This window comes from Niveispirillum sp. SYP-B3756, from assembly GCF_009495745.1.
In the GTDB taxonomy this organism is placed as follows: domain Bacteria; phylum Pseudomonadota; class Alphaproteobacteria; order Azospirillales; family Azospirillaceae; genus Niveispirillum.
Genome location: NZ_WIDQ01000001.1, coordinates 645,646 through 663,401 on the forward strand (window position 1 = coordinate 645,646; position 17,756 = coordinate 663,401).

Sequence of the window (17,756 nt, forward strand, 5' to 3'; positions counted from 1 at the left end):
GCGACGGAATAAAAATCAAAATTGCATTTATCTTCTTAATTGATAGTTTATATGTATCAATGAGGAACGTCATGCGGCTGGACTTTGAATTCGGGGAGTTGCAGGCCTTCGTCACCGTGGCGCAGACGTTGAATTTTCGCGCGGCGGCGGAACGGCTGTTCCTCTCCCAACCCGCGCTCAGCCGGCGGATTGAGAAGCTGGAGGCGGCGCTGGAGATGCGCCTGCTGGAACGCACCACCCGCAAGGTGGAATTAAGCGATGCCGGGCGGCAGTTCCTGGCCCATGCCGCCGCCATTCTGGAGGAGCTGGACCTGGCCCGGACCAGCATGGTGGAACGGTCCAGCCGGGCCAAACAGCTGGTGACGGTGGCCTGCGTGCCATCGGTTGCCAACCATGTGCTACCCCAGGTGCTGTACCGGTTTGCCCAAACCCATCCGGCGGTACGTATCCGCATTATCGATGAAAGTGCCGGCATGGTGTTGGCGGCGGTGCAGGAGGGGCAGGCCGATATCGGTATCGGCTTCCTGGGCGCCCAGAATGCGGAGGTGGAGTTCAACCCGATCCGCAGCGAACCCTATGTGCTGGCCGTGCGTCGGGATCATCCGCTGGCCGCCGCCGCTGCCGTGCGCTGGGACCGGCTGGGGGCCGAACGGCTGATCGGGGTGTCGCTGAACAGTGGCAACCGCATCCTGATTGAAAATGTGCTGGCCGGCCTGCCACAGCGCCCGACCATCCATTATGAGGCCAACCATGTGGCGGGTGCCCTGGGGTTGGTGGCGGCGGGGCTGGGGGTGGCGGTGCTGCCCTCGCTTTCGCTGGCCAATGGCGCCTATCCGATGCTGGTCGGCGTGCCGATGGTGGAGCCGGGGTTGAGCCGCACCCTGGGCCTGATCACCCGCAGCGGCGGCCGGCTGAACCTGTCGGCCCAGGCGCTCTATGACCTGATCCTGCGGGAGGTGGCGGAGCCGGCCGCCGATACGGGTGTAAACTGAAATTCAGGCCGACAGGGCGGCGGCGGCCGGCGGGGTCCAGCATTCCACACGGTTGCGGCCGCCATGTTTGGCGGCATAGAGCGCCTGATCGGCCCGTTCGATCAGGCGGTCGGGTTCGATACCCATGTCGGCTTCCGCCGCGCCGAAACTGGCGGTGACATGCAGCACCCGGCCATCGGCCAGTTGTACCGGCAAGGCGGCCAGATCCTGGCGCAGCCGTTCCAGCACACCCAAGGCCTCCGGCAGGCCGGCATCCTTCAACAGGATCAGGATTTCCTCGCCCCCCATGCGGAACGCCTCATCCATATCGCGGATGCCGCTATTGAGGCAGGCGGCGGCGGCCACCAGCACCCGATCACCGGCATCATGGCCATAGGTGTCATTCACCAGCTTAAACCGGTCCAGGTCGCACAGGGCCACGCAGAAGGGCCGGCCGGAACGGTGGAAGCGGCTGGCCTCCCGCATCAGCTCTTCCATCATGCCGGTGCGGTTGCGCAGGCCCGTCAGCGGGTCAATGCCGCTGCCGGCCACGCTGAAGGCGCGTTCGAAACGGCGGCATTGCTGGATGAACTCATCAAACCGATCCAGCACCGCCTCGTACCCCGCCAGGGAGAGGATTTCACCGGCATGGATGCGGGTCAGCATCAGCCGTGCCAGCCGGTGCAGCTGTTCATGCAGGGCGATCAGCCGTTCCACCGCCGGCTGCAAGGCCAGCGCCTGCGCCTTGGCCTGACGCATCCAGTGGATGAAAGCCTGCGGCATGGGCACCGCATCCGGCCCCGACAGGCCAGCCTCCGCCCCGAAAAAGGCGGCGCGGTGCCATTGCGTCAGCCAACGAAGATGTTCGTCGATGACGGTGGCAAGGCTGCCACTGCCCTGGGTCTGGGAGATCGGCATGGAACACGGGACTCTGTGACAAAGGGGGGAAGGGGCTGGCAAAGCGCCACCCCTCCCTTGTCACGAAGTTAACCCCAATTTAATTCGAATGCGACCCATTCCCGACCATGCAAAGGGTCATATCGCCCGGTTGCGTCATTCGGTATCACCGGGCTGCCAGACCCAGCGCCGCCGCGCCTCGGCCAGGGTGCCGGTGGCGATGGCGGCGCGGATGTCGCGCATCAGCCGGTTCATGGTGTGGACATTGTGCATGGTCAGCAATTGCAGGCCCAGCATCTCCTCCGCCTTCAACAGGTGGTGGATATAGCCACGGCTGGCCGTGCGGCAGGCAAAACAGCCGCAGGCCGCATCAATCGGCTGGTCATCATCCTTGAAGCGGGCATTGCGCATGTTCAGCCGCTCCCCCTTCACGCCCGGTGCCAGGGCCCAGCCATGGCGGGCGATGCGGGTGGGGCTGACGCAGTCGAACGTATCGATGCCCCAGGCGACCCCTTCGAAAATGTCGACAATGCCGCCAATACCCAGCAGATGCACCGGGCGGTCGGGATGCACATGGCTCATCGCCATGCCCACCACCTCATGCATCTGTTCGCGCGTGGCACCCAGGCAACCGCCCACGGCGGTGGCGAAGAAATCGCGGCTGGCGGTGTACTCAGCACTCTCCTTGCGCAGGTCGGGATAGACCCCGCCCTGGACAATGCCATACATGGCCTGGGGCAGGCCGTTGGCGGAGATGCCGCCGAATTCACGGAAGGCTGCCAGGGAGCGGTCGCCCCAACGATGCGACATCTGCATCGATCGGGCGGTGTAGCGCCGATCCACGTGGAACGGCGTGCATTCATCCAGTTGCACCACGAAATCCGGCCCCAGCTTGCGCTGGATATCGATGGATTTTTCCGGCGTCAGGAACAGCTTTTCACCATTGGTGTAGCTGCGGAAGGTGGCCCCTTCCTCGGTGATTTTCAGCAGGGTCTTTTCGCGCGTGGTGGTGCGGCGCCCCTTCACCTCGTCCGCCACGCTGCCATGGCCCATGGCGAAAATCTGATAGCCGCCGCTGTCGGTCAGCATCGGGCCATCCCAATTCATCATCTTGTGCAGGCCGCCCAGCTTGGCCACCAGATCGGCCCCCGGCTGGATCATCAGATGATAGGTATTGGCCAGGATGATATCCGTCTTCTCTTCCCGCATCTGCTGCGTGGTCATGCCCTTGATGGCCGCCTTGGTACCGCAGAAGATGAAATTCGGCGTCTGGATCGCGCCATGCGGGGTGGAAAGCGTGCCAATGCGCGCCTTGGAACCCGCCGGGTCGCGGTGGGTGATATCGAAAGAGAAACCGGGATAGGTGGAAGACATCGGGGAACCCTGAACCGTCACACAATGGATCGCTGTTGCTGGTGCTGGGTATGGGGGAGAGCGCGCCGCTTGTACAGGGGGTGCCGGCGAATGGCTGGCGTCAGTTGGGGCGTTTTTTGGGGGCAGATATTTGCCCCCCGCCCTGTCAAACGTGCAACACCCGCACCGGTTTCAGTTCCGCCCCGTCCAGCCGGACCAGGGCCACCGGCCGACCGGCCTCGGTGGCCAGGGCTGCCCCCTCCGCCGCCCCTTCCCGCATCGCTTCCAGCCGCTCCAGGTCGCCCCGGCGCAGCAGCAGCACGCCCTGGCCATGGCGCAGGCGCTGCGCCTCCGTGGCGGAAAGGTCGATGGCGGGCAGCTGGTCCAATGCTGTTTCGATGGGCAACAGCAGATCGTCCGGGTCGCGTTCCCCGGCGGCGACAATCTGCTCCAACTCCTCCAGCGTCACCGCATTTTCCAGGGTGAAGCGCCCCACCGACAGGCGGCGCAGCACGGTGATGTGGCCGACGGTGCCCAGCGCCACCGCAAGGTCGCGCGCCAGGCTGCGCATATAGGTGCCCTTGCCGCAGGCCACCTCAAATTCCACCTCATCGGCAGACGGGCGGCCGATCAGCTGATAGCGATCGACCCGCACGGTGCGCGACGCCAGTTCCACCACCTCCCCCTCGCGCGCCAGGTCATAGGCGCGCTCGCCAGCCACCTTGATGGCGGAATATTGCGGGGGCACCTGGGCGATCAGCCCGGTGAAGCGGGGCAGCACCGCCTCGATTTCGGCATCCGTCGGGCGACCGGGGGCGGTGGCGATCACCGTGCCGGCACGGTCGTCCGTGTCCGTCGCCTCCCCGAATTTCATCACGAACCGATAGGTCTTGTGCCCGTCCATGGCATATTGAACGGTCTTCGTCGCCTCCCCGAAGGCGATGGGCAGGATGCCGGTGGCGATGGGGTCCAGCGTGCCGCCATGGCCCGCTTTTTCCGCCTTCAACAGCCAGCGCACCTTGGCCATGGCCTGGGTCGAGGTCATGGTGCCGGGCTTGTCCAGCACCAGCCAGCCATGGCGGGGAACACCCTTGCGCTTACGCGCCATGGTTCTTCTGCCCACTCACATCAATGGCATCGGATTCGGCGGCAACATCCTCGTCGCCCTCCTCCTCCAGCAATTCCTCCACCACCTCGTCCATCGGCACGCCCTCGCCATCCAGGTGGCGGACGATATCCTGTGCCACATGCGGGTCATGCAGCAGACGGTCGATCTTGCTGGCATATTCAAAGGAACTGTCGGCCTGGAAGGACAGGCGCGGCACGTGCTGCAAGCGCACTTCGCTGGCGATCTGGCCGCGCAGGAACAGGGCGGCCCGGTTCAGCGCCGGGATCAGATCCGGATGGCCGCCGCCCAGCGGAATGACGAAGGCGGTGGCGTTCTTCAAATCAGGGCTGATCCGCACCTCGGTGACGGTGACATTAATGTCCAGCAACGCCGGATCGCGGAAATCCGCCCGGCGCAAAAGGTCTGCCAGCACGTGGCGCAATTCCTCACCCACCCGTAACTGACGCTGGGTAGGGCCCTTGGCGGCCTTGCCGCCATCACGTTTCCTGCTCATCTTTCAATAACCTCTCTTCCCGGCGGGGGGATCGGACCCCGGCGCCGGGCTAAAACACCGTCGAACCGTTCGAGGGTGCGCTGGGTAGCATATAGTCATCAAGCCGTAACCTGCTAGTTTGGCAAGGCCACGACCCCGAAACAGCACCCTGCCGAACAGGGCGCAAAAAATCTGTTTCTATACCGTTGCACCGGCAGATGAATTTGACTATGGTGCGCGCCGCCCGGTAACGGGCCCTGATGCTGGGGCGTCGCCAAGCGGTAAGGCAGCGGTTTTTGGTACCGCCATTCCCAGGTTCGAATCCTGGCGCCCCAGCCATCCCTCCCTGCCGATCAACGGCCAGAAACCCAATTGAAAACCATACGGAAGATCGGTTGCGCGCCGCTGCCGATCTGCGATGATCGCATAGCAGATCGAATTTCGTTGTATTGGATAAAGCTAAAATTTTGTATAGTTCACTGCTAACGGCAAATTAACCGCATGATACGCGGATATGCCGGGACGATAGTGAAGTGCCGGTCATGGTGGCCGGTGCGGGCGGCCTGAAAAGGGCGTAAGGCGGTTTTATGAATCGGCAGCCGAATGCACCGAAACGCGACTGGGTCAGGGTAAAGCCTGGCGAGCGTTCGTCTGCGAACGCGATGCCTGACAGACCCGAATATGATGACCAGAAGCTGCTGACCCTGCTGCAATCGGCCAAGCGGGAAGTGCAAGGCCTGCGCCTGATCCATCTGCACATGTCGCTGCTGAAGGATAAGAGCCAGCTCGACATCATCTCCATCAAACGGGCGATGCAGGAAACGGCCGACCAGTCGGCCTATCTGCAAGTGTTCAGCCTGTCGAATGACGATGTCATCGTTTTGTACAAGGGGATCAAGTTTTCCCTGATATCCGACGTCTGTTCGAAAATCGAAAAGCTGATGCTGTCACGCACCAGCATGATGAAGCGCAACCCCTATGGGGAGGACAGCCTCTACTCCATCATGGAGCTGTCGCTGAACTTCGTGAATGTGATCCGCTTCATCGAAGGGCTGGCGCGGGAGAATGACCCCGCCGCCGCACAGACGGAAACCAAGCCCCCGATCACGCTGGAGGAACTGGGCAAGATCGAACGCGCCGTCCAGATGTTCGATCTCTCCCCCTTCATGCTGAACCAGCCGGTGGTGAATATCCAGACTCCGGACAGCAATCATTATGAGTATTTTGAACTGTATATCGCCATCAAGGCGCTGGAAGAGCGGCTGTCGCCGCAATATGACATCACCGCCAACAAGTGGCTGTTCAGCTATTTCACGGCCAATCTGGACAATTCGGTCCTGAAGGCCCTGAATTACGGGGTAGATTTCCTGCGCGGCCGCCGCATCGGCCTCAATCTCAATCTCTCCACCATCATGTCGGCGCCATTTGTAAGGTTCGACGAAAAGCTGACGGCCGATCTGCGCGGCAATGTCGTGCTGGAAATCAACAAGGCCGATCTGGTGGAGAATATCGATACCTATAAGGAGGTGGTGGATTTCGCCACCGCCAAGGGCTACCAGATCTGTATCGACGGGCTGAATGATTTCTGGGTCACCCATATGGACCTGGAATATATGGCCTGCGACTATGCCAAAATCTTCTGGACCGACGAAATGGAAGCGATGTCGGACCATGAATATGAAGTGTTCGCCGACAAGATCCGCGGGCAAAGCAATTGCCGCTTCATCCTGGCCCGCTGCGGCAGCGTTTCGGGCCTGATGTTTGCGGAAAAGGCTGGCATTGATCTGGTACAGGGCCGGATTGTCGATAATATCCTGCGCAAAGGCGTGCTGATCCGCGATGCGATCAAGAGCGCCAAAATGATGAATGATTGAGGCGGGGCCGCGGGCTGCGCCTTGGTGCCCGTCCAAGAAATTTCAACTCTTTTCCAATCTCTTAACCGTCATTCCCGCGAAGGCGGGAATCCAAAATCCGCGCTGTCGTATGGATTCCCGCCTTCGCGGGAATGACGGTGGAGGAAGGTCAAGGGTTCGAAAGACGCGATAACTTTCCGGGCAGACACTTGGGGTTTCCCCTTGGCACCCTGGAATATTGCGCCCCTATCGGTTCGGTTCATCCTTAAGAACATAAAGGACTGCTGCGAACCCGGCGCTGCTTCTGTTATGGTGCCTTTGTTGCCAAGCATGAGGGACCGGGGAAATCCGGCAATGGTCAGTGTCTGAACGGGAATTGGCGGCCACAGGAAGGGCAACAGGGGGAGCTGGGGAGGAGCCGAGCACCAGCACCCATTTCCTGTTTCAAAGCAAGGTCTTCTCCCTTCCCGGAGGCTATTTCACCCTGCATGAACATACCGAGCCGGTGTTCGCCGTGCATCTGGGCGATGTCTGGGGCAAGATCCCGTTTCGTACCTTGCGCGAATCCTTCTATATCGACGACCGGAGCGAGGATGCGCGCCTGCTGGGCGTCGTCGAAAAGGGGCTGAAATATGTCAAAGAAATCCGGCCGGGCGACAGCATCCCCCGCGAACTGCTGGATGGCACCGCATCGTGGCGGGTGGAAGAACGCCATCTGACTATTGCCCGCGGCCGGTTGACTTTGCAGCTTGTCTCCTGGATCAGCGGCAAGGAGGAAATGGTCAGCGATCCTTACGAGCTGGAAAAGATCGTCGAAGATCCGCAGACCAAGGTCCGCGTACAGGAAGCCTTCAGCAAGCTGGCAAAGCAATTCGGTTTGCCGGAAGAACGCAAGCAGGAGATCGTTGATAAGGTGGATAACCTGGCCCGCGAAATGTCCTATATTGAGGCATTGCGCGAACGTTATAGCCATATCCAGAAGATGATGGTCAAGCTGGCCCAGTCGAAGCGGATATTCCGCACCGATCAACAGCTTACGAACGATATTGCCCGCATGGTCGCCCTGGCCAAGCAGCCGCTGGGGCATTTTGACGATTTGTTCAATCAGGTGGACAGCCAGACCGCCGAGGTCATGGCCATGCTCAGCACCTTCGATGCCCAGGTCACCTTCATCCGCCACATGCGCGACGAATTGCACACGCTGCTGATGCTGTGGGATGAGATGATCGACATGTGGAACGGTCACGATCCGGAACGGGATACTGAAACCGAAAACCGCCTGAAGCGCACCTACCAGTTCCTGGCCAAGAATTTCCTGATCAGCAAGGTCTGGCAGCGCGGCAGCTGACCTCCCCATCGCGGCAATATTTTACACTCAACCCATCGTAGTTCGTGTCATCATGCCGGCCGGTGTCGATGAAGCATGTGCGCTGGCTGGCTGATGGAAGCTGCGGCACGCCATGGCATTGGGCTGGAAAGCTACTATTTTGTGATTTAACAAATTTAATTTGTTGAAATATTTTATTGACAGCAAAATAGGCTCAGTACAATCTCCACGTTACCGGTAGGAAATACCAGCCGGCCGCGGCAATTTGATCGGGCAGCTTGCGCCGCGCACCAAACGCTAAAGCGCCACGAATAACCTTCGTGGGCCCGCCACCCGCCGGCATCGCCGGCCAAGGAATCGAAGGAATTGGCCACCATGAAATGGTTCAAGCGCGTCGCCATCGCCACTGCTGCCCTGGCAACGCTGGCGGTCAGCCCCGTCTGGGGCAACAGCCAGTTGCTGAACGTCTCTTATGACCCGACCCGTGAATTCTATAAGGAATTCAACAGCGCTTTCGCCAAGCACTGGAAGGAACAGACGGGCGAGGCGGTGGAAATCAAGGCCTCCCATGGCGGGTCGGGCAAGCAGGCGCGCTCGGTCATTGATGGGTTGGACGCCGATGTCGTCACCCTGGCGCTGGCCTATGATATCGACGCGCTGGTGGAGCACGGCAATCTGCTGTCCAAGGAATGGCAAGCCAAGCTGCCCTATAATTCCTCCCCTTATACCTCGACCATCGTCTTCCTGGTGCGCAAGGGCAACCCCAAGGGCATCAAGGATTGGGATGACCTGATCAAGCCGGGCATCCAGGTCATCACCCCCAACCCGAAGACCTCTGGCGGGGCGCGCTGGAACTATCTGGCCGCCTGGGGCTATGCCGAGGCTAAGGCCGGTGGCAGCCAGGATGCCGCCAAGGATTTCGTCTCCAAACTCTATAAGAATGTGCCGGTGCTGGATACCGGCGCGCGCGGCGCCACCACCACCTTCGTGCAGCGCGGCATTGGTGACGTGCTGCTGGCCTGGGAGAATGAAGCCTTCCTGGCCATCAACGAACTGGGGCCGGACAAGCTGGAAATCGTCGTCCCCTCTGTCTCCATTCTGGCGGAACCGCCGGTGGCCGTGGTGGACAAGAATGTTGACCGCAAGGGCACCCGCAAGGTGGCCGAAGCCTACCTGACCTATCTCTACACGCCGGAAGGCCAGGAACTGGCGGCCAAGCATTATTACCGGCCGCGCCTGCCGCAATTGGCCCAGAAATATGCCGACCGTTTCCCCAAGCTGACCCTGTTCGACATCACCAAGTTCGGCGGCTGGCAGCAGGCCCAGAAGACCCACTTCGCCGATGGCGGTGTCTTCGATGAGATTTATAAGCCCGGCCAGTAACGTCCCCAGCGAGCAACCGCGATCCGCAACAGATAACCCATCCCCGGCCGACAACCGGGGACGGGCGTTTCTGTGTCGCCTTTACAACCAGGGCCGAAAGCCACAAAGTTGGGCCCAGTGAACAGGGAAGTGCCAGCGTGACGTTTGAAAGGTTTGGCCAGTGACGGGACGTTCCTTCTTCTCCGTCTTCCCCAGGCGGGACCGGTCGATCATTCCCGGTTTCGGGCTGACGCTGGGGATCACCCTTTTCTATCTTACCATCATCGTGCTGATCCCGCTGGCAGCATTGGCCCTGCGGCCGACGGATCTGGGCTTTTCCGGCTTCGTCGCGGCGGTGACACAGCCGCGCGTGCTGGCGGCGCTGAAGCTCAGCTTCACCACCGCCTTCTTCGCCGCCGCCATCAATGCCGTATTCGGCCTGGCTGTGGCCTGGATGCTGGTGCGCTATGAATTTCCCGGCAAGAAGGTGGTGGATGCCATTGTCGACCTGCCCTTCGCCCTGCCCACCGCCGTGGCCGGCATCGCGCTGACTTCCCTTTATGCCCCCAATGGCTGGATCGGCCAATATCTGGACCCGCTGGGCATCAAGGTCGCCTTCACGCCGCTGGGCATTGTGGTGGCGCTGACCTTCATCGGCCTGCCCTTCGTGGTGCGCACGGTGCAGCCGGTGCTGGAGGAACTGGATACGGAGTTGGAGGAGGCGGCGGCCTGCCTCGGCGCCACCCGGCTGGAAACCTTCATCCGCGTCATTTTCCCCGTGATCCTGCCGGCCTTGATGACCGGCTTTGCCATGGCGCTCGCGCGGGCCGTGGGGGAATATGGCTCGGTCATTTTCATCGCCGGCAATATGCCGATGGTGTCGGAAATCACGCCCCTGCTGATCGTCATCAAGCTGGAACAGTTTGATTATGCCGGTGCTGCCGCCATCGGCGTGGCCATGCTGTTGATTTCCTTCATCATGCTGCTTGTGATCAACCTGCTCCAGCGCTGGAGCCGTCGCTGGGCGGGGATATAAATGAGTGGTGCTGTGACACAGAATCGGGCGGGCCGCCCCGCCCTGGCCGAACCCTTATGGGTGAAGGCGCTGGTGATGCTGGCAGCATTGGGCTTCCTGGGCTTCTTCATCCTGCTGCCGCTGGCCGGCGTGTTTACCGAGGCGCTGCGCCGTGGCCTTTCCACCTATTGGGAAGCGCTGGTGGAGCCCGATGCCTTTGCCGCCATCAAGCTGACCTTGCTGGTGGCCATCATTGCCGTGCCGGCCAATATGGTATTCGGCATTGCCGCTGCCTGGGCCATCACCAAACATAAGTTCCCCGGCAAATCGCTGCTGCTGACCCTGATCGACCTGCCCTTTTCCGTCAGCCCGGTGATTTCCGGCCTGGTCTATGTGCTGCTGTTCGGCGCGCACGGGCTGGTCGGCCCCTGGCTGCGCGACCATGGCATCCAGATCGTCTTTGCCGTGCCGGGGCTGGTGCTGGCCACCATGTTCGTTACCTTCCCTTTCGTGGCGCGTGAACTGATCCCGCTGATGCAGGCCCAGGGCAGCGACGAGGAAGAGGCGGCCATCACCCTGGGGGCATCGGGCTGGCAGACATTCCGCCGCGTTACCCTGCCCAATATCCGCTGGGGCCTGCTGTACGGCGTGTTGCTGTGTAATGCCCGCGCCATGGGGGAATTTGGGGCCGTCAGCGTGGTTTCCGGCCATATCAGGGGGGAGACCAACACCATGCCCCTGCATGTGGAGATTCTCTATAACGAGTATAATTTCGTGGCCGCCTTTGCCGTGGCCTCGATGCTGGCCATCCTGGCGCTGGTGACCTTGCTCGCCAAGTCGCTGCTGGAATGGCGCCATGGCGCCGAACTGGCCGCCACCACCCGCCGCCATTGACCGGAAACGCACCATCATGAGCATTTCAATCAAGAGCCTGACCAAGCGTTTCGGTGGTTTCGCCGCCGTGGACGGCATCGATCTGGAAATCGGCAATGGGGAACTGATGGCCCTGCTGGGCCCCAGCGGATCAGGCAAGACCACCTTGTTGCGCATGATCGGCGGGCTGGATTTTGCCGATGAAGGCACCCTGCTGATCGAAGGCGAGGAAGCCACGGTAACAGCACCGCACGCGCGGCGCGTTGGCTTCGTCTTCCAGCATTACGCCTTGTTCCGCCACATGACCGTGTTCGAGAATGTGGCCTTCGGCCTGCGGGTGGCCCGGCGCAAGCCCAAGCTGACGGAAGCCGCCATCAAGCAGAAGGTGACGGACCTGCTGGAACTGGTGCAACTGGCCCCGCTGGCCGGGCGCTATCCCAACCAGCTATCCGGCGGCCAGCGCCAGCGCGTGGCGCTGGCCCGCGCCCTGGCCACGGAGCCACGCGTGCTGCTGCTGGATGAACCGTTCGGCGCGCTGGATGCCAAGGTGCGCAAGGAATTGCGCCGCTGGCTGCGCGATATCCATAAGGGCATGGGGGTGACCACGGTTTTCGTCACCCATGATCAGGAGGAAGCACTGGAACTGGCCGACCGTGTGGCCATCCTGAACAAGGGCCGCATTGAACAGGTGGGCACCCCGGCAGAGGTCTATGACCGCCCGGCATCGGCCTTTGTCTGCGACTTTCTGGGCGGCGGCACGCGGCTGGATTGCCAGGTGGAGGGCGGGGCCGCCCTGATCGGCAACGCCCGCGTGCCCATCGTCAACGCGGCCCCCGCCGGCGGCAAGGCCATCGCCTATATCCGCGCCCATGATATCGAACTGGCCGATGCTGGCCCGGATATCCTGCACGCCCGGGTCCGGCTGGTACAGCCGGTGGGTCCGCAACTGCGGCTGGACCTGGATTTCAACGGCCAGGTGGTGGAAGCGGTACTGGACCGCGACACCAATCTGGCGGCCCCGGCTCCGGGCCAAGTGGTGGGCCTGCGGTTGCGGCAGGCAAATGTCTATGCGGGGTGAGGGCGGGAGAGGGTAAGGGGCGGCAGACGCCCCTTATTCCCCATACCCATCAACAATCACCGGCTCCCCGCCCAGACTCCGCAGCATGACCGCCACCTGCTCGGCGGTGCGGGCCAGCAGATCGATATCGGTGGCGCGCAGCACCAGGGCAGTGGAAATCTTGCCCCCGCCGAAGCTGGGGTAGGAGCCGATATCCACCCCCGCTCCCACCTGTTCCTGCAAGGCCCGCAGCGCGTCGGCAAAACTGCCCTCCGGAATGGCGCTGATCACCGATTTGGTGCGCACCACCGGCCCGCCGACCAGCCGGTCGCGCAGGCCGGTCAGCATGGCCTGCATGATCTTGGGCACGCCGGCCATCACGAAGACATTGCCGATCTGAAAACCCGGTGCCGTGCTGACCGGGTTGTCGATCAGGATGCCGCCTTCCGGCACATTGGCCATGCGCAACCGCGCCTCGTTCAGCAGGCCGGTGCCGGCATAATGCGCCTCCAGCCGGCGCACCGCCTCCGGGTGGCGCAGCAGCGGCACGCCGAACGCCTTGGCAATGCATTCGGCGGTGATGTCATCATGCGTCGGCCCGATGCCACCGGTGGTGAAAACATAGGTGTAGCGGGCGCGCAGCGCGTTGATGGCGGCCACAATCTCCGCCTCCACATCCGGTACCACGCGGGCCTCCCGGAACCGGATGCCCAGATCGCCCAGATATTTGGCGATGAAGGAAAGATTCGCATCCTGGGTGCGGCCGGACAGGATTTCATTGCCGATAATCAGCAGGGCGGCTGTGGGGGCATTGTCCGTCATGATCGGTCCGGTTCGGGGGATGATGGTTGTGATTATAGGGGGTTCGCCCGCTTATCCCAGCACCAGATCGTCACGGTGGATGATCTCATCCCGCCCGCGATAGCCCAGCACCGTTTCAATCTCCGCACTGCGGCGTCCGGCAATGGCGCGGGCATCGTCGGCGCCATAGGCGCAGAGCCCGCGCCCGACGGTGCGCCCGTCCGGCCCCTGCACCAGCACCAGATCGCCGCGTTCGAAATCCCCCGTCACCCCGCGTACCCCGGCGGGCAGCAGCGAACCACCCTTCAGCAGCGCGCCGACGGCCCCGTCATCAACGGTCAGCGTGCCCAGCGGCTTCAGCGATCCGGCGATCCAGCGCTTGCGGGCGGTGCGCGGCTCCGCCCCCGGCACGAACCAGGTCGCCAAGGCCCCGCCCTGCGCCACCGGCTTCAATAAGGCGGCCAAAGGGTTCGTCCGTTTGCCCATGGCAATGGCCATGCGGCAACCGGCGGAGAGCGCGATTCGCCCGGCGACGATCTTGGTCACCATGCCGCCGCTGCTGTAGCCCGGCGGCGGTTCGCCCGCCATGCCGACGATTTCCGGCGTGATCTCCCGCACCAGGGGAATATGCCGGGCCTCCGGGTCTTTGCGCGGATCGGCGGTGTAAAGCCCGTCAATATCCGACAGCAGCACCAGCGTATCGGCGCTGATCATCTGCGCCACGCGGGCCGCCAGCCGGTCATTGTCGCCAAAACGGATTTCCGCCGTCGCCACCGTGTCATTCTCATTGATCACCGGCACGGCCCCCAGCTTCAGCAGGGTTTCAATGGTGGCACGGCCATTCAGGTGGCGGCGGCGATCCTCCGTATCATCCAGGGTCAACAACACCTGGGCGACGGTAATGCCATGGCGGGCCAGGGTTTCCTGATAGGCATGGGCCAGCCGGATCTGCCCGGTGGCGGCAGCGGCCTGTTTTTCTTCCAAGCGCAGCACGCGGCCCACCAGCCCCAGATGTTCGCGCCCACAGGCAACAGCACCAGAGGTGACGATCACCACCTCCACCCCTTGTGCGCGCAGGGCGGCCACATCATCGGCCACCGAATCCAGCCATTCATGGCGGATGCGATGGGTGGCGGCGTCGACCATCAGGGCCGACCCGATCTTGATGATCAGCCGCCGGGCCGAACCCAAATCCTGCGCAACCGCACCCACATCACTCATGGCATCCATCCTGGCAAAACACCCCTGCCTTATGCTTTTCGGAAAGCTGGATGGTCAATGCACGAAGCAATATTGCCGCCATGCCGCGATGGCGGGGCCGGCCGACGGGAGCAAAACGCGAATAGCCAGGATCACTCGTTGCCGGCCTTGCGTGCCGCCGGGGTGCCATTGCTGTTGGCGGCGGCAACGCCCGCCGCATGGGCCTGCTGCTGTTGCTGCTGCTGATACTTGGTGATGCCCATCAACATCAGTTCCGCAAGCCGTTCGCGTGATGGCGGTGCGGCGGCGGCAGCGGCCTGATCGGCGGTGACCGGAGCCTCTGCCGGCGCGGCCGGTACCTCTATCGGCGCGGCCGGTGCCGGGTTGCTGGTCGTGACCGGCGACTGGGTGGTCATGGCCGCATGGGTGCTGGGCATCCCGCCATGCTGCTGCGCCAACTGCACAGCGGTGGAGGGGATCAGCGGCTTCACCCCCATGCTGCCCGTCTGCACGGCATTGGCGCGGTAATCGGCCAGGGTCATGCCCTGGGCCGGGCCATTCTTGTGGTGGCCAGCGCTACCGCTGCTGACGGCGGCCGGCTGCTGATCCTGCTGCGCCAGGGCGGCCACGGCATTGCTGCCCACGCCCGCCCCCGGTGTCGGCAGGCTGGCCACGGCGGCCGACGCCCCCAGACCGGATGCGGCCATGGCGGCGGCGGAAGCGCCCGGCAGGCTCTGCAAATCCTTCAATTGCTGAGCATTGCCGATGCCACCCAACGCCTGGGCCGGCGCGGGCTTGTTGACAGCGGGGGCGGAGGTGCCCTGGCTGGCAGCCATCAGCCGTTCCAGCGCGGCGGCCTGCCCGTCCGTCAGTTCCTGCACCGGCAGGGCCGCCACCTTTTGCGGCATGTCCCCGGCAGCGGCCGCCTTTTGCGGGCGCGGTGCGGTTACGGTCAGCGGATCATCCTCCCCGGCGGGGGAAGCGGGGGCGCTTTCGCCCCCCTTGCCGCCGATGCCTAGCCAGCCGGTGACATTATCCGCCATATCCTTGCCCGTCTCCTTCTCCACCACCGCATCAGCGGCGGCGGCGGCCAGCCCGATCGGGCCGAAGAACAGGGCACTGCCGGCCAGTTTAGCCGGGGTCTTGATGGTGTCGCCGGTGACGGCCTGATAGATCTTGTTGACGATGGGGATATGCTGCAGCGGGTTCACCACATCCAGCACATCCCAGAACGACATGCCCTCTTCCTTGCTGTCCGCCTTTTGCGGTGAGGGGGTGCCGGCCTGCTCCGCACGCATCGCCTGTTGCGTGGTGCGGATATGATCCATATGGATGCTGCTCGGCGGCATGGGCGTCCCCCTTGGTTTCACCCACAACAATGCAGGGACCGTGCCAAAAGGCGCCGTAATGGAATCAATGGTTTGGCGGGGAAGCTTCTGCTGCCCGGCGGTTTTTGCCGGGCAGCTTCATCAGAACAGATGGCCGGATTTTTCCGCCTTGGTCTTCAGATAGGCCTCGTTATGGCCATTGCTGGGGAAGATATGCGGTACGCGTTCCGTCACTTCCACGCCCCAGCGGGTCAGCTGGGCGATCTTGTCCGGGTTGTTGGTCATCAGCCGCACCTGGGTGAAGCCCAACTGTTTCAACATGCTGGCGGCGGGCAGATAGACCCGTTCATCGGCATCGAAGCCCAGCACCGTATTGGCATCCACCGTATCCAGCCCGCCATCCTGCAGGCGATAGGCCCGCAGCTTGTTCATCAGGCCGATGCCGCGCCCTTCCTGGGCCAGATAAAGCACGATGCCGCTGCCGGCCTGCGAGACTTCCCGGATGGCGCCGCGCAGTTGTGGGCCGCAATCGCAGCGCAGGGAGCCCAGCAGATCGCCGGTAAAACATTCCGAATGCAGCCGCGCCAGCACCGGCTGGCCCGACGTCGGATCGCCGATGATGATGGCCAGATGTTCCGGCCCGCCATCGCTGGGCCGGAAAGCCACCAGCCGCGTGCGTTCCGCATCTTCCAGCGGCACGGCGGCATCGGCCACCCGCGTCAGCGACCGGGCGGACCGGCGCTGATAATCCAGGATATCCGCCGCCTCGGCCGACAGCAGGTCATGCCGGCGGGCAAAGGCCCCGGCATCGCCGCTGCGGCCGGAAGGCAAGGGGGCCACCACCGTGGCCGGCAGCAGCCGGGCCAGCTTGGCCAGCATGATGGCCGCCGCCTCTGCCCCATCGGCGCTGTCCAGGCTGCGCACGGCGGCGCGTTGGGCCAGATCGGCCGGGGCGGGCCAGCGCGGGCGCGGGCGGGTGGGGTCGGCCAGATCGCGGGCCAGATCGGCCGTCAGCCCGGCCGGTGGGGCCAGCAGCACCGGCCGGTCAACCGCCACATCCAGCCCCAGCGCCCGGCCGCGCTGACCACTGACCAGCAGGGCCGGCGCGCCGCCGGCCATTGCCGCCAGCCGGTTCAGCGCATCGGTGCTCACCGCCTCCGCCGCCATCACCAACAGACCGGGGGCGCTGCCGCCCCCCAGCACCAGCACCGGTTCCCCCCGCCGCAGATCGGACAGGGCGCGATCCACCCGCCGCTGCGCAATGCGATCAGGCGACTGGGTGATGTCTTCGGGGGCGAGTTCCAGAACCATGCGATCCATTATTCAAATCCATCGGCGCGGCAGCCGTGGTGTATCAACCAAACCGTATCGGCCGCGAAGGAGAAAAGCAAAAGGGCAAAGGCTGCACCGGTGGCAACGCTGGTCAGCGGACTTTCGATCCATGGCGTGGCGGCGGCTGCCAGGGTCACCACCTGCACCACACAGATGACCCGCCGCCGCTGGCTCGGCGGCAGGGGGGCCGCCAGCCGGGGCCACAGCTTGCCCGCCAGGATGAAGCCCGGCCGCAGCAGACCCAGACCCAGCACCCAGGCCCCCACCTCCCCCGACAGGCACAGCAGCAGACAGAGCAGCAGGATCAGCAGCGCATCCAGTTCCATGTCGAACCGCGCGCCATAGGGGCTGGCCAGCCCCCGCCGGCGCGCCACCCAACCATCCACCCCATCCAGCAGCAGGGCGATGATGGCGATCACCGCCACGGCCCAGGACTGGTCCCTGTCCAAAACCGGGGCCAGCGGCAGCGCCCCACCGACCAGGGCGATCAAGCCACCGCGCAACAGGGTGACGCGGTTGGCCGCCCCCCAGCGTTGATGGATGGTGTGCTGGCGCAGATCCAGCCAGGAGAGGCCGGCCACCAGCAGGAAGCACAAGGCGGCGCTGGCGGCATACCAGCCGGGCAGGCCCAGCCAGCGGGCCAGCACCGCCCCGCCCAGCGCCACCAGCGGCCAAGCCAGCAGTAGATGCAAAGCCAGTTGCAGCCGCAGCCCCGGCAACCGGGCGGCACAATCAGGCGAAAGGTCGGCAGGGCCGTGCAACAGGCCGGGGCTGGTCAAGGTCATG

General features: G+C 63.6%; 16 protein-coding genes and 1 tRNA gene. 8 read left to right on the plus strand and 9 right to left on the minus strand.

Annotated elements, in window-relative coordinates; all coding sequences use genetic code 11:
• Positions 1–71: 71 nt before the first annotated feature.
• Positions 72–992, plus strand: coding sequence for a LysR family transcriptional regulator (locus GE253_RS03055; protein WP_153202619.1), 921 nt, complete (start codon positions 72–74; stop codon positions 990–992).
• A 3-nt stretch (positions 993–995) separates the two neighbouring features.
• On the opposite strand, the gene GE253_RS03060 is transcribed toward GE253_RS03055, so the two are convergent.
• From GE253_RS03060 to rbfA, 4 genes are all read right to left on the minus strand, one after another.
• Positions 996–1,889 (minus strand): diguanylate cyclase, encoded by an 894-nt coding sequence (locus tag GE253_RS03060; RefSeq protein ID WP_153202620.1) that lies wholly within the window; start codon positions 1,887–1,889, stop codon positions 996–998.
• 135 nt (positions 1,890–2,024) lie between these two features.
• Positions 2,025–3,242 (minus strand): tRNA guanosine(34) transglycosylase Tgt, encoded by a 1,218-nt coding sequence (tgt, locus tag GE253_RS03065; RefSeq protein ID WP_153202621.1) that lies wholly within the window; start codon positions 3,240–3,242, stop codon positions 2,025–2,027.
• A 145-nt stretch (positions 3,243–3,387) separates the two neighbouring features.
• Positions 3,388–4,329: a tRNA pseudouridine(55) synthase TruB gene (gene truB / locus GE253_RS03070; RefSeq protein WP_153202622.1), complete on the minus strand. Its 942-nt coding sequence runs from the start codon at positions 4,327–4,329 to the stop codon at positions 3,388–3,390.
• Entirely contained in the window at positions 4,319–4,843 is a 525-nt protein-coding gene (gene rbfA, locus GE253_RS03075) for a 30S ribosome-binding factor RbfA (protein WP_153202623.1), read from the minus strand. The genes truB and rbfA overlap by 11 nt, the downstream gene beginning before the upstream one ends.
• A 243-nt stretch (positions 4,844–5,086) precedes the next feature.
• On the opposite strand from rbfA, the gene GE253_RS03080 reads away from it, so the two are divergent.
• The 7 genes from GE253_RS03080 (at position 5,087) to GE253_RS03110 (ending at position 12,330) form a co-directional block, all read left to right on the plus strand.
• A tRNA-Gln gene (locus GE253_RS03080) sits at positions 5,087–5,161 on the plus strand.
• A gap of 323 nt (positions 5,162–5,484) precedes the next feature.
• Complete coding sequence (locus tag GE253_RS03085) at positions 5,485–6,696, plus strand: EAL domain-containing protein (RefSeq protein WP_247878441.1); 1,212 nt, start codon at positions 5,485–5,487, stop codon at positions 6,694–6,696.
• Positions 6,697–7,036: 340 nt separating this feature from the next.
• Entirely contained in the window at positions 7,037–8,023 is a 987-nt protein-coding gene (locus GE253_RS03090) for a hypothetical protein (protein ID WP_153202625.1), read from the plus strand.
• Between the two features lie 354 nt (positions 8,024–8,377).
• Positions 8,378–9,385 (plus strand): sulfate ABC transporter substrate-binding protein, encoded by a 1,008-nt coding sequence (locus GE253_RS03095; protein WP_153202626.1) that lies wholly within the window; start codon positions 8,378–8,380, stop codon positions 9,383–9,385.
• A gap of 160 nt (positions 9,386–9,545) precedes the next feature.
• Positions 9,546–10,400: a sulfate ABC transporter permease subunit CysT gene (cysT, locus tag GE253_RS03100; RefSeq protein ID WP_348770766.1), complete on the plus strand. Its 855-nt coding sequence runs from the start codon at positions 9,546–9,548 to the stop codon at positions 10,398–10,400.
• Positions 10,401–11,273, plus strand: a complete 873-nt coding sequence (cysW, locus tag GE253_RS03105; protein ID WP_153202627.1) for a sulfate ABC transporter permease subunit CysW — start codon at positions 10,401–10,403, stop codon at positions 11,271–11,273.
• Positions 11,274–11,289: 16 nt separating this feature from the next.
• Positions 11,290–12,330, plus strand: a complete 1,041-nt coding sequence (locus tag GE253_RS03110) for a TOBE-like domain-containing protein (RefSeq protein ID WP_153202628.1) — start codon at positions 11,290–11,292, stop codon at positions 12,328–12,330.
• A 33-nt stretch (positions 12,331–12,363) separates the two neighbouring features.
• Here the strand turns inward: GE253_RS03110 and GE253_RS03115 are convergent, their stop codons facing one another.
• The 5 genes from GE253_RS03115 to GE253_RS03135 all read right to left on the minus strand — a co-directional run bounded on the left by GE253_RS03115 (position 12,364) and on the right by GE253_RS03135 (position 17,755).
• Complete coding sequence (locus tag GE253_RS03115) at positions 12,364–13,131, minus strand: molybdopterin-binding protein (RefSeq protein ID WP_153202629.1); 768 nt, start codon at positions 13,129–13,131, stop codon at positions 12,364–12,366.
• A gap of 51 nt (positions 13,132–13,182) precedes the next feature.
• Positions 13,183–14,340 carry a glutamate 5-kinase gene (gene proB / locus GE253_RS03120; RefSeq protein ID WP_173012463.1) on the minus strand — a complete coding sequence of 386 codons (1,158 nt, stop codon included), beginning with the start codon at positions 14,338–14,340 and terminating at the stop codon, positions 13,183–13,185.
• A gap of 122 nt (positions 14,341–14,462) precedes the next feature.
• Positions 14,463–15,659 carry a hypothetical protein gene (locus GE253_RS03125; protein ID WP_153202631.1) on the minus strand — a complete coding sequence of 399 codons (1,197 nt, stop codon included), beginning with the start codon at positions 15,657–15,659 and terminating at the stop codon, positions 14,463–14,465.
• A 120-nt stretch (positions 15,660–15,779) separates the two neighbouring features.
• On the minus strand, positions 15,780–16,958 hold the full coding sequence (gene ribA, locus GE253_RS03130) for a GTP cyclohydrolase II (RefSeq protein ID WP_247878442.1): 1,179 nt from the start codon (positions 16,956–16,958) through the stop codon (positions 15,780–15,782).
• On the minus strand, positions 16,958–17,755 hold the full coding sequence (locus GE253_RS03135; protein WP_173012464.1) for a CDP-alcohol phosphatidyltransferase family protein: 798 nt from the start codon (positions 17,753–17,755) through the stop codon (positions 16,958–16,960). The genes ribA and GE253_RS03135 overlap by 1 nt, the downstream gene beginning before the upstream one ends.
• Position 17,756 lies beyond the last annotated feature (1 nt).

Excerpts from the sequence above, each read along its gene's own strand:
- GE253_RS03055 (WP_153202619.1), top strand. The coding sequence starts at position 72 with ATGCGGCTGGACTTTGAATTCGGGGAGTTGCAGGCCTTCGTCACCGTG.
- GE253_RS03060 (WP_153202620.1), bottom strand. The coding sequence starts at position 1,889 with ATGCCGATCTCCCAGACCCAGGGCAGTGGCAGCCTTGCCACCGTCATC.
- tgt (WP_153202621.1), bottom strand. The coding sequence starts at position 3,242 with ATGTCTTCCACCTATCCCGGTTTCTCTTTCGATATCACCCACCGCGAC.
- truB (WP_153202622.1), bottom strand. The coding sequence starts at position 4,329 with ATGGCGCGTAAGCGCAAGGGTGTTCCCCGCCATGGCTGGCTGGTGCTG.
- rbfA (WP_153202623.1), bottom strand. The coding sequence starts at position 4,843 with ATGAGCAGGAAACGTGATGGCGGCAAGGCCGCCAAGGGCCCTACCCAG.
- GE253_RS03085 (WP_247878441.1), top strand. The coding sequence starts at position 5,485 with ATGCCTGACAGACCCGAATATGATGACCAGAAGCTGCTGACCCTGCTG.
- GE253_RS03095 (WP_153202626.1), top strand. The coding sequence starts at position 8,378 with ATGAAATGGTTCAAGCGCGTCGCCATCGCCACTGCTGCCCTGGCAACG.
- cysW (WP_153202627.1), top strand. The coding sequence starts at position 10,401 with ATGAGTGGTGCTGTGACACAGAATCGGGCGGGCCGCCCCGCCCTGGCC.
- GE253_RS03110 (WP_153202628.1), top strand. The coding sequence starts at position 11,290 with ATGAGCATTTCAATCAAGAGCCTGACCAAGCGTTTCGGTGGTTTCGCC.
- GE253_RS03115 (WP_153202629.1), bottom strand. The coding sequence starts at position 13,131 with ATGACGGACAATGCCCCCACAGCCGCCCTGCTGATTATCGGCAATGAA.
- proB (WP_173012463.1), bottom strand. The coding sequence starts at position 14,340 with ATGGATGCCATGAGTGATGTGGGTGCGGTTGCGCAGGATTTGGGTTCG.
- GE253_RS03125 (WP_153202631.1), bottom strand. The coding sequence starts at position 15,659 with ATGCCGCCGAGCAGCATCCATATGGATCATATCCGCACCACGCAACAG.
- ribA (WP_247878442.1), bottom strand. The coding sequence starts at position 16,958 with ATGGATCGCATGGTTCTGGAACTCGCCCCCGAAGACATCACCCAGTCG.
- GE253_RS03135 (WP_173012464.1), bottom strand. The coding sequence starts at position 17,755 with ATGACCTTGACCAGCCCCGGCCTGTTGCACGGCCCTGCCGACCTTTCG.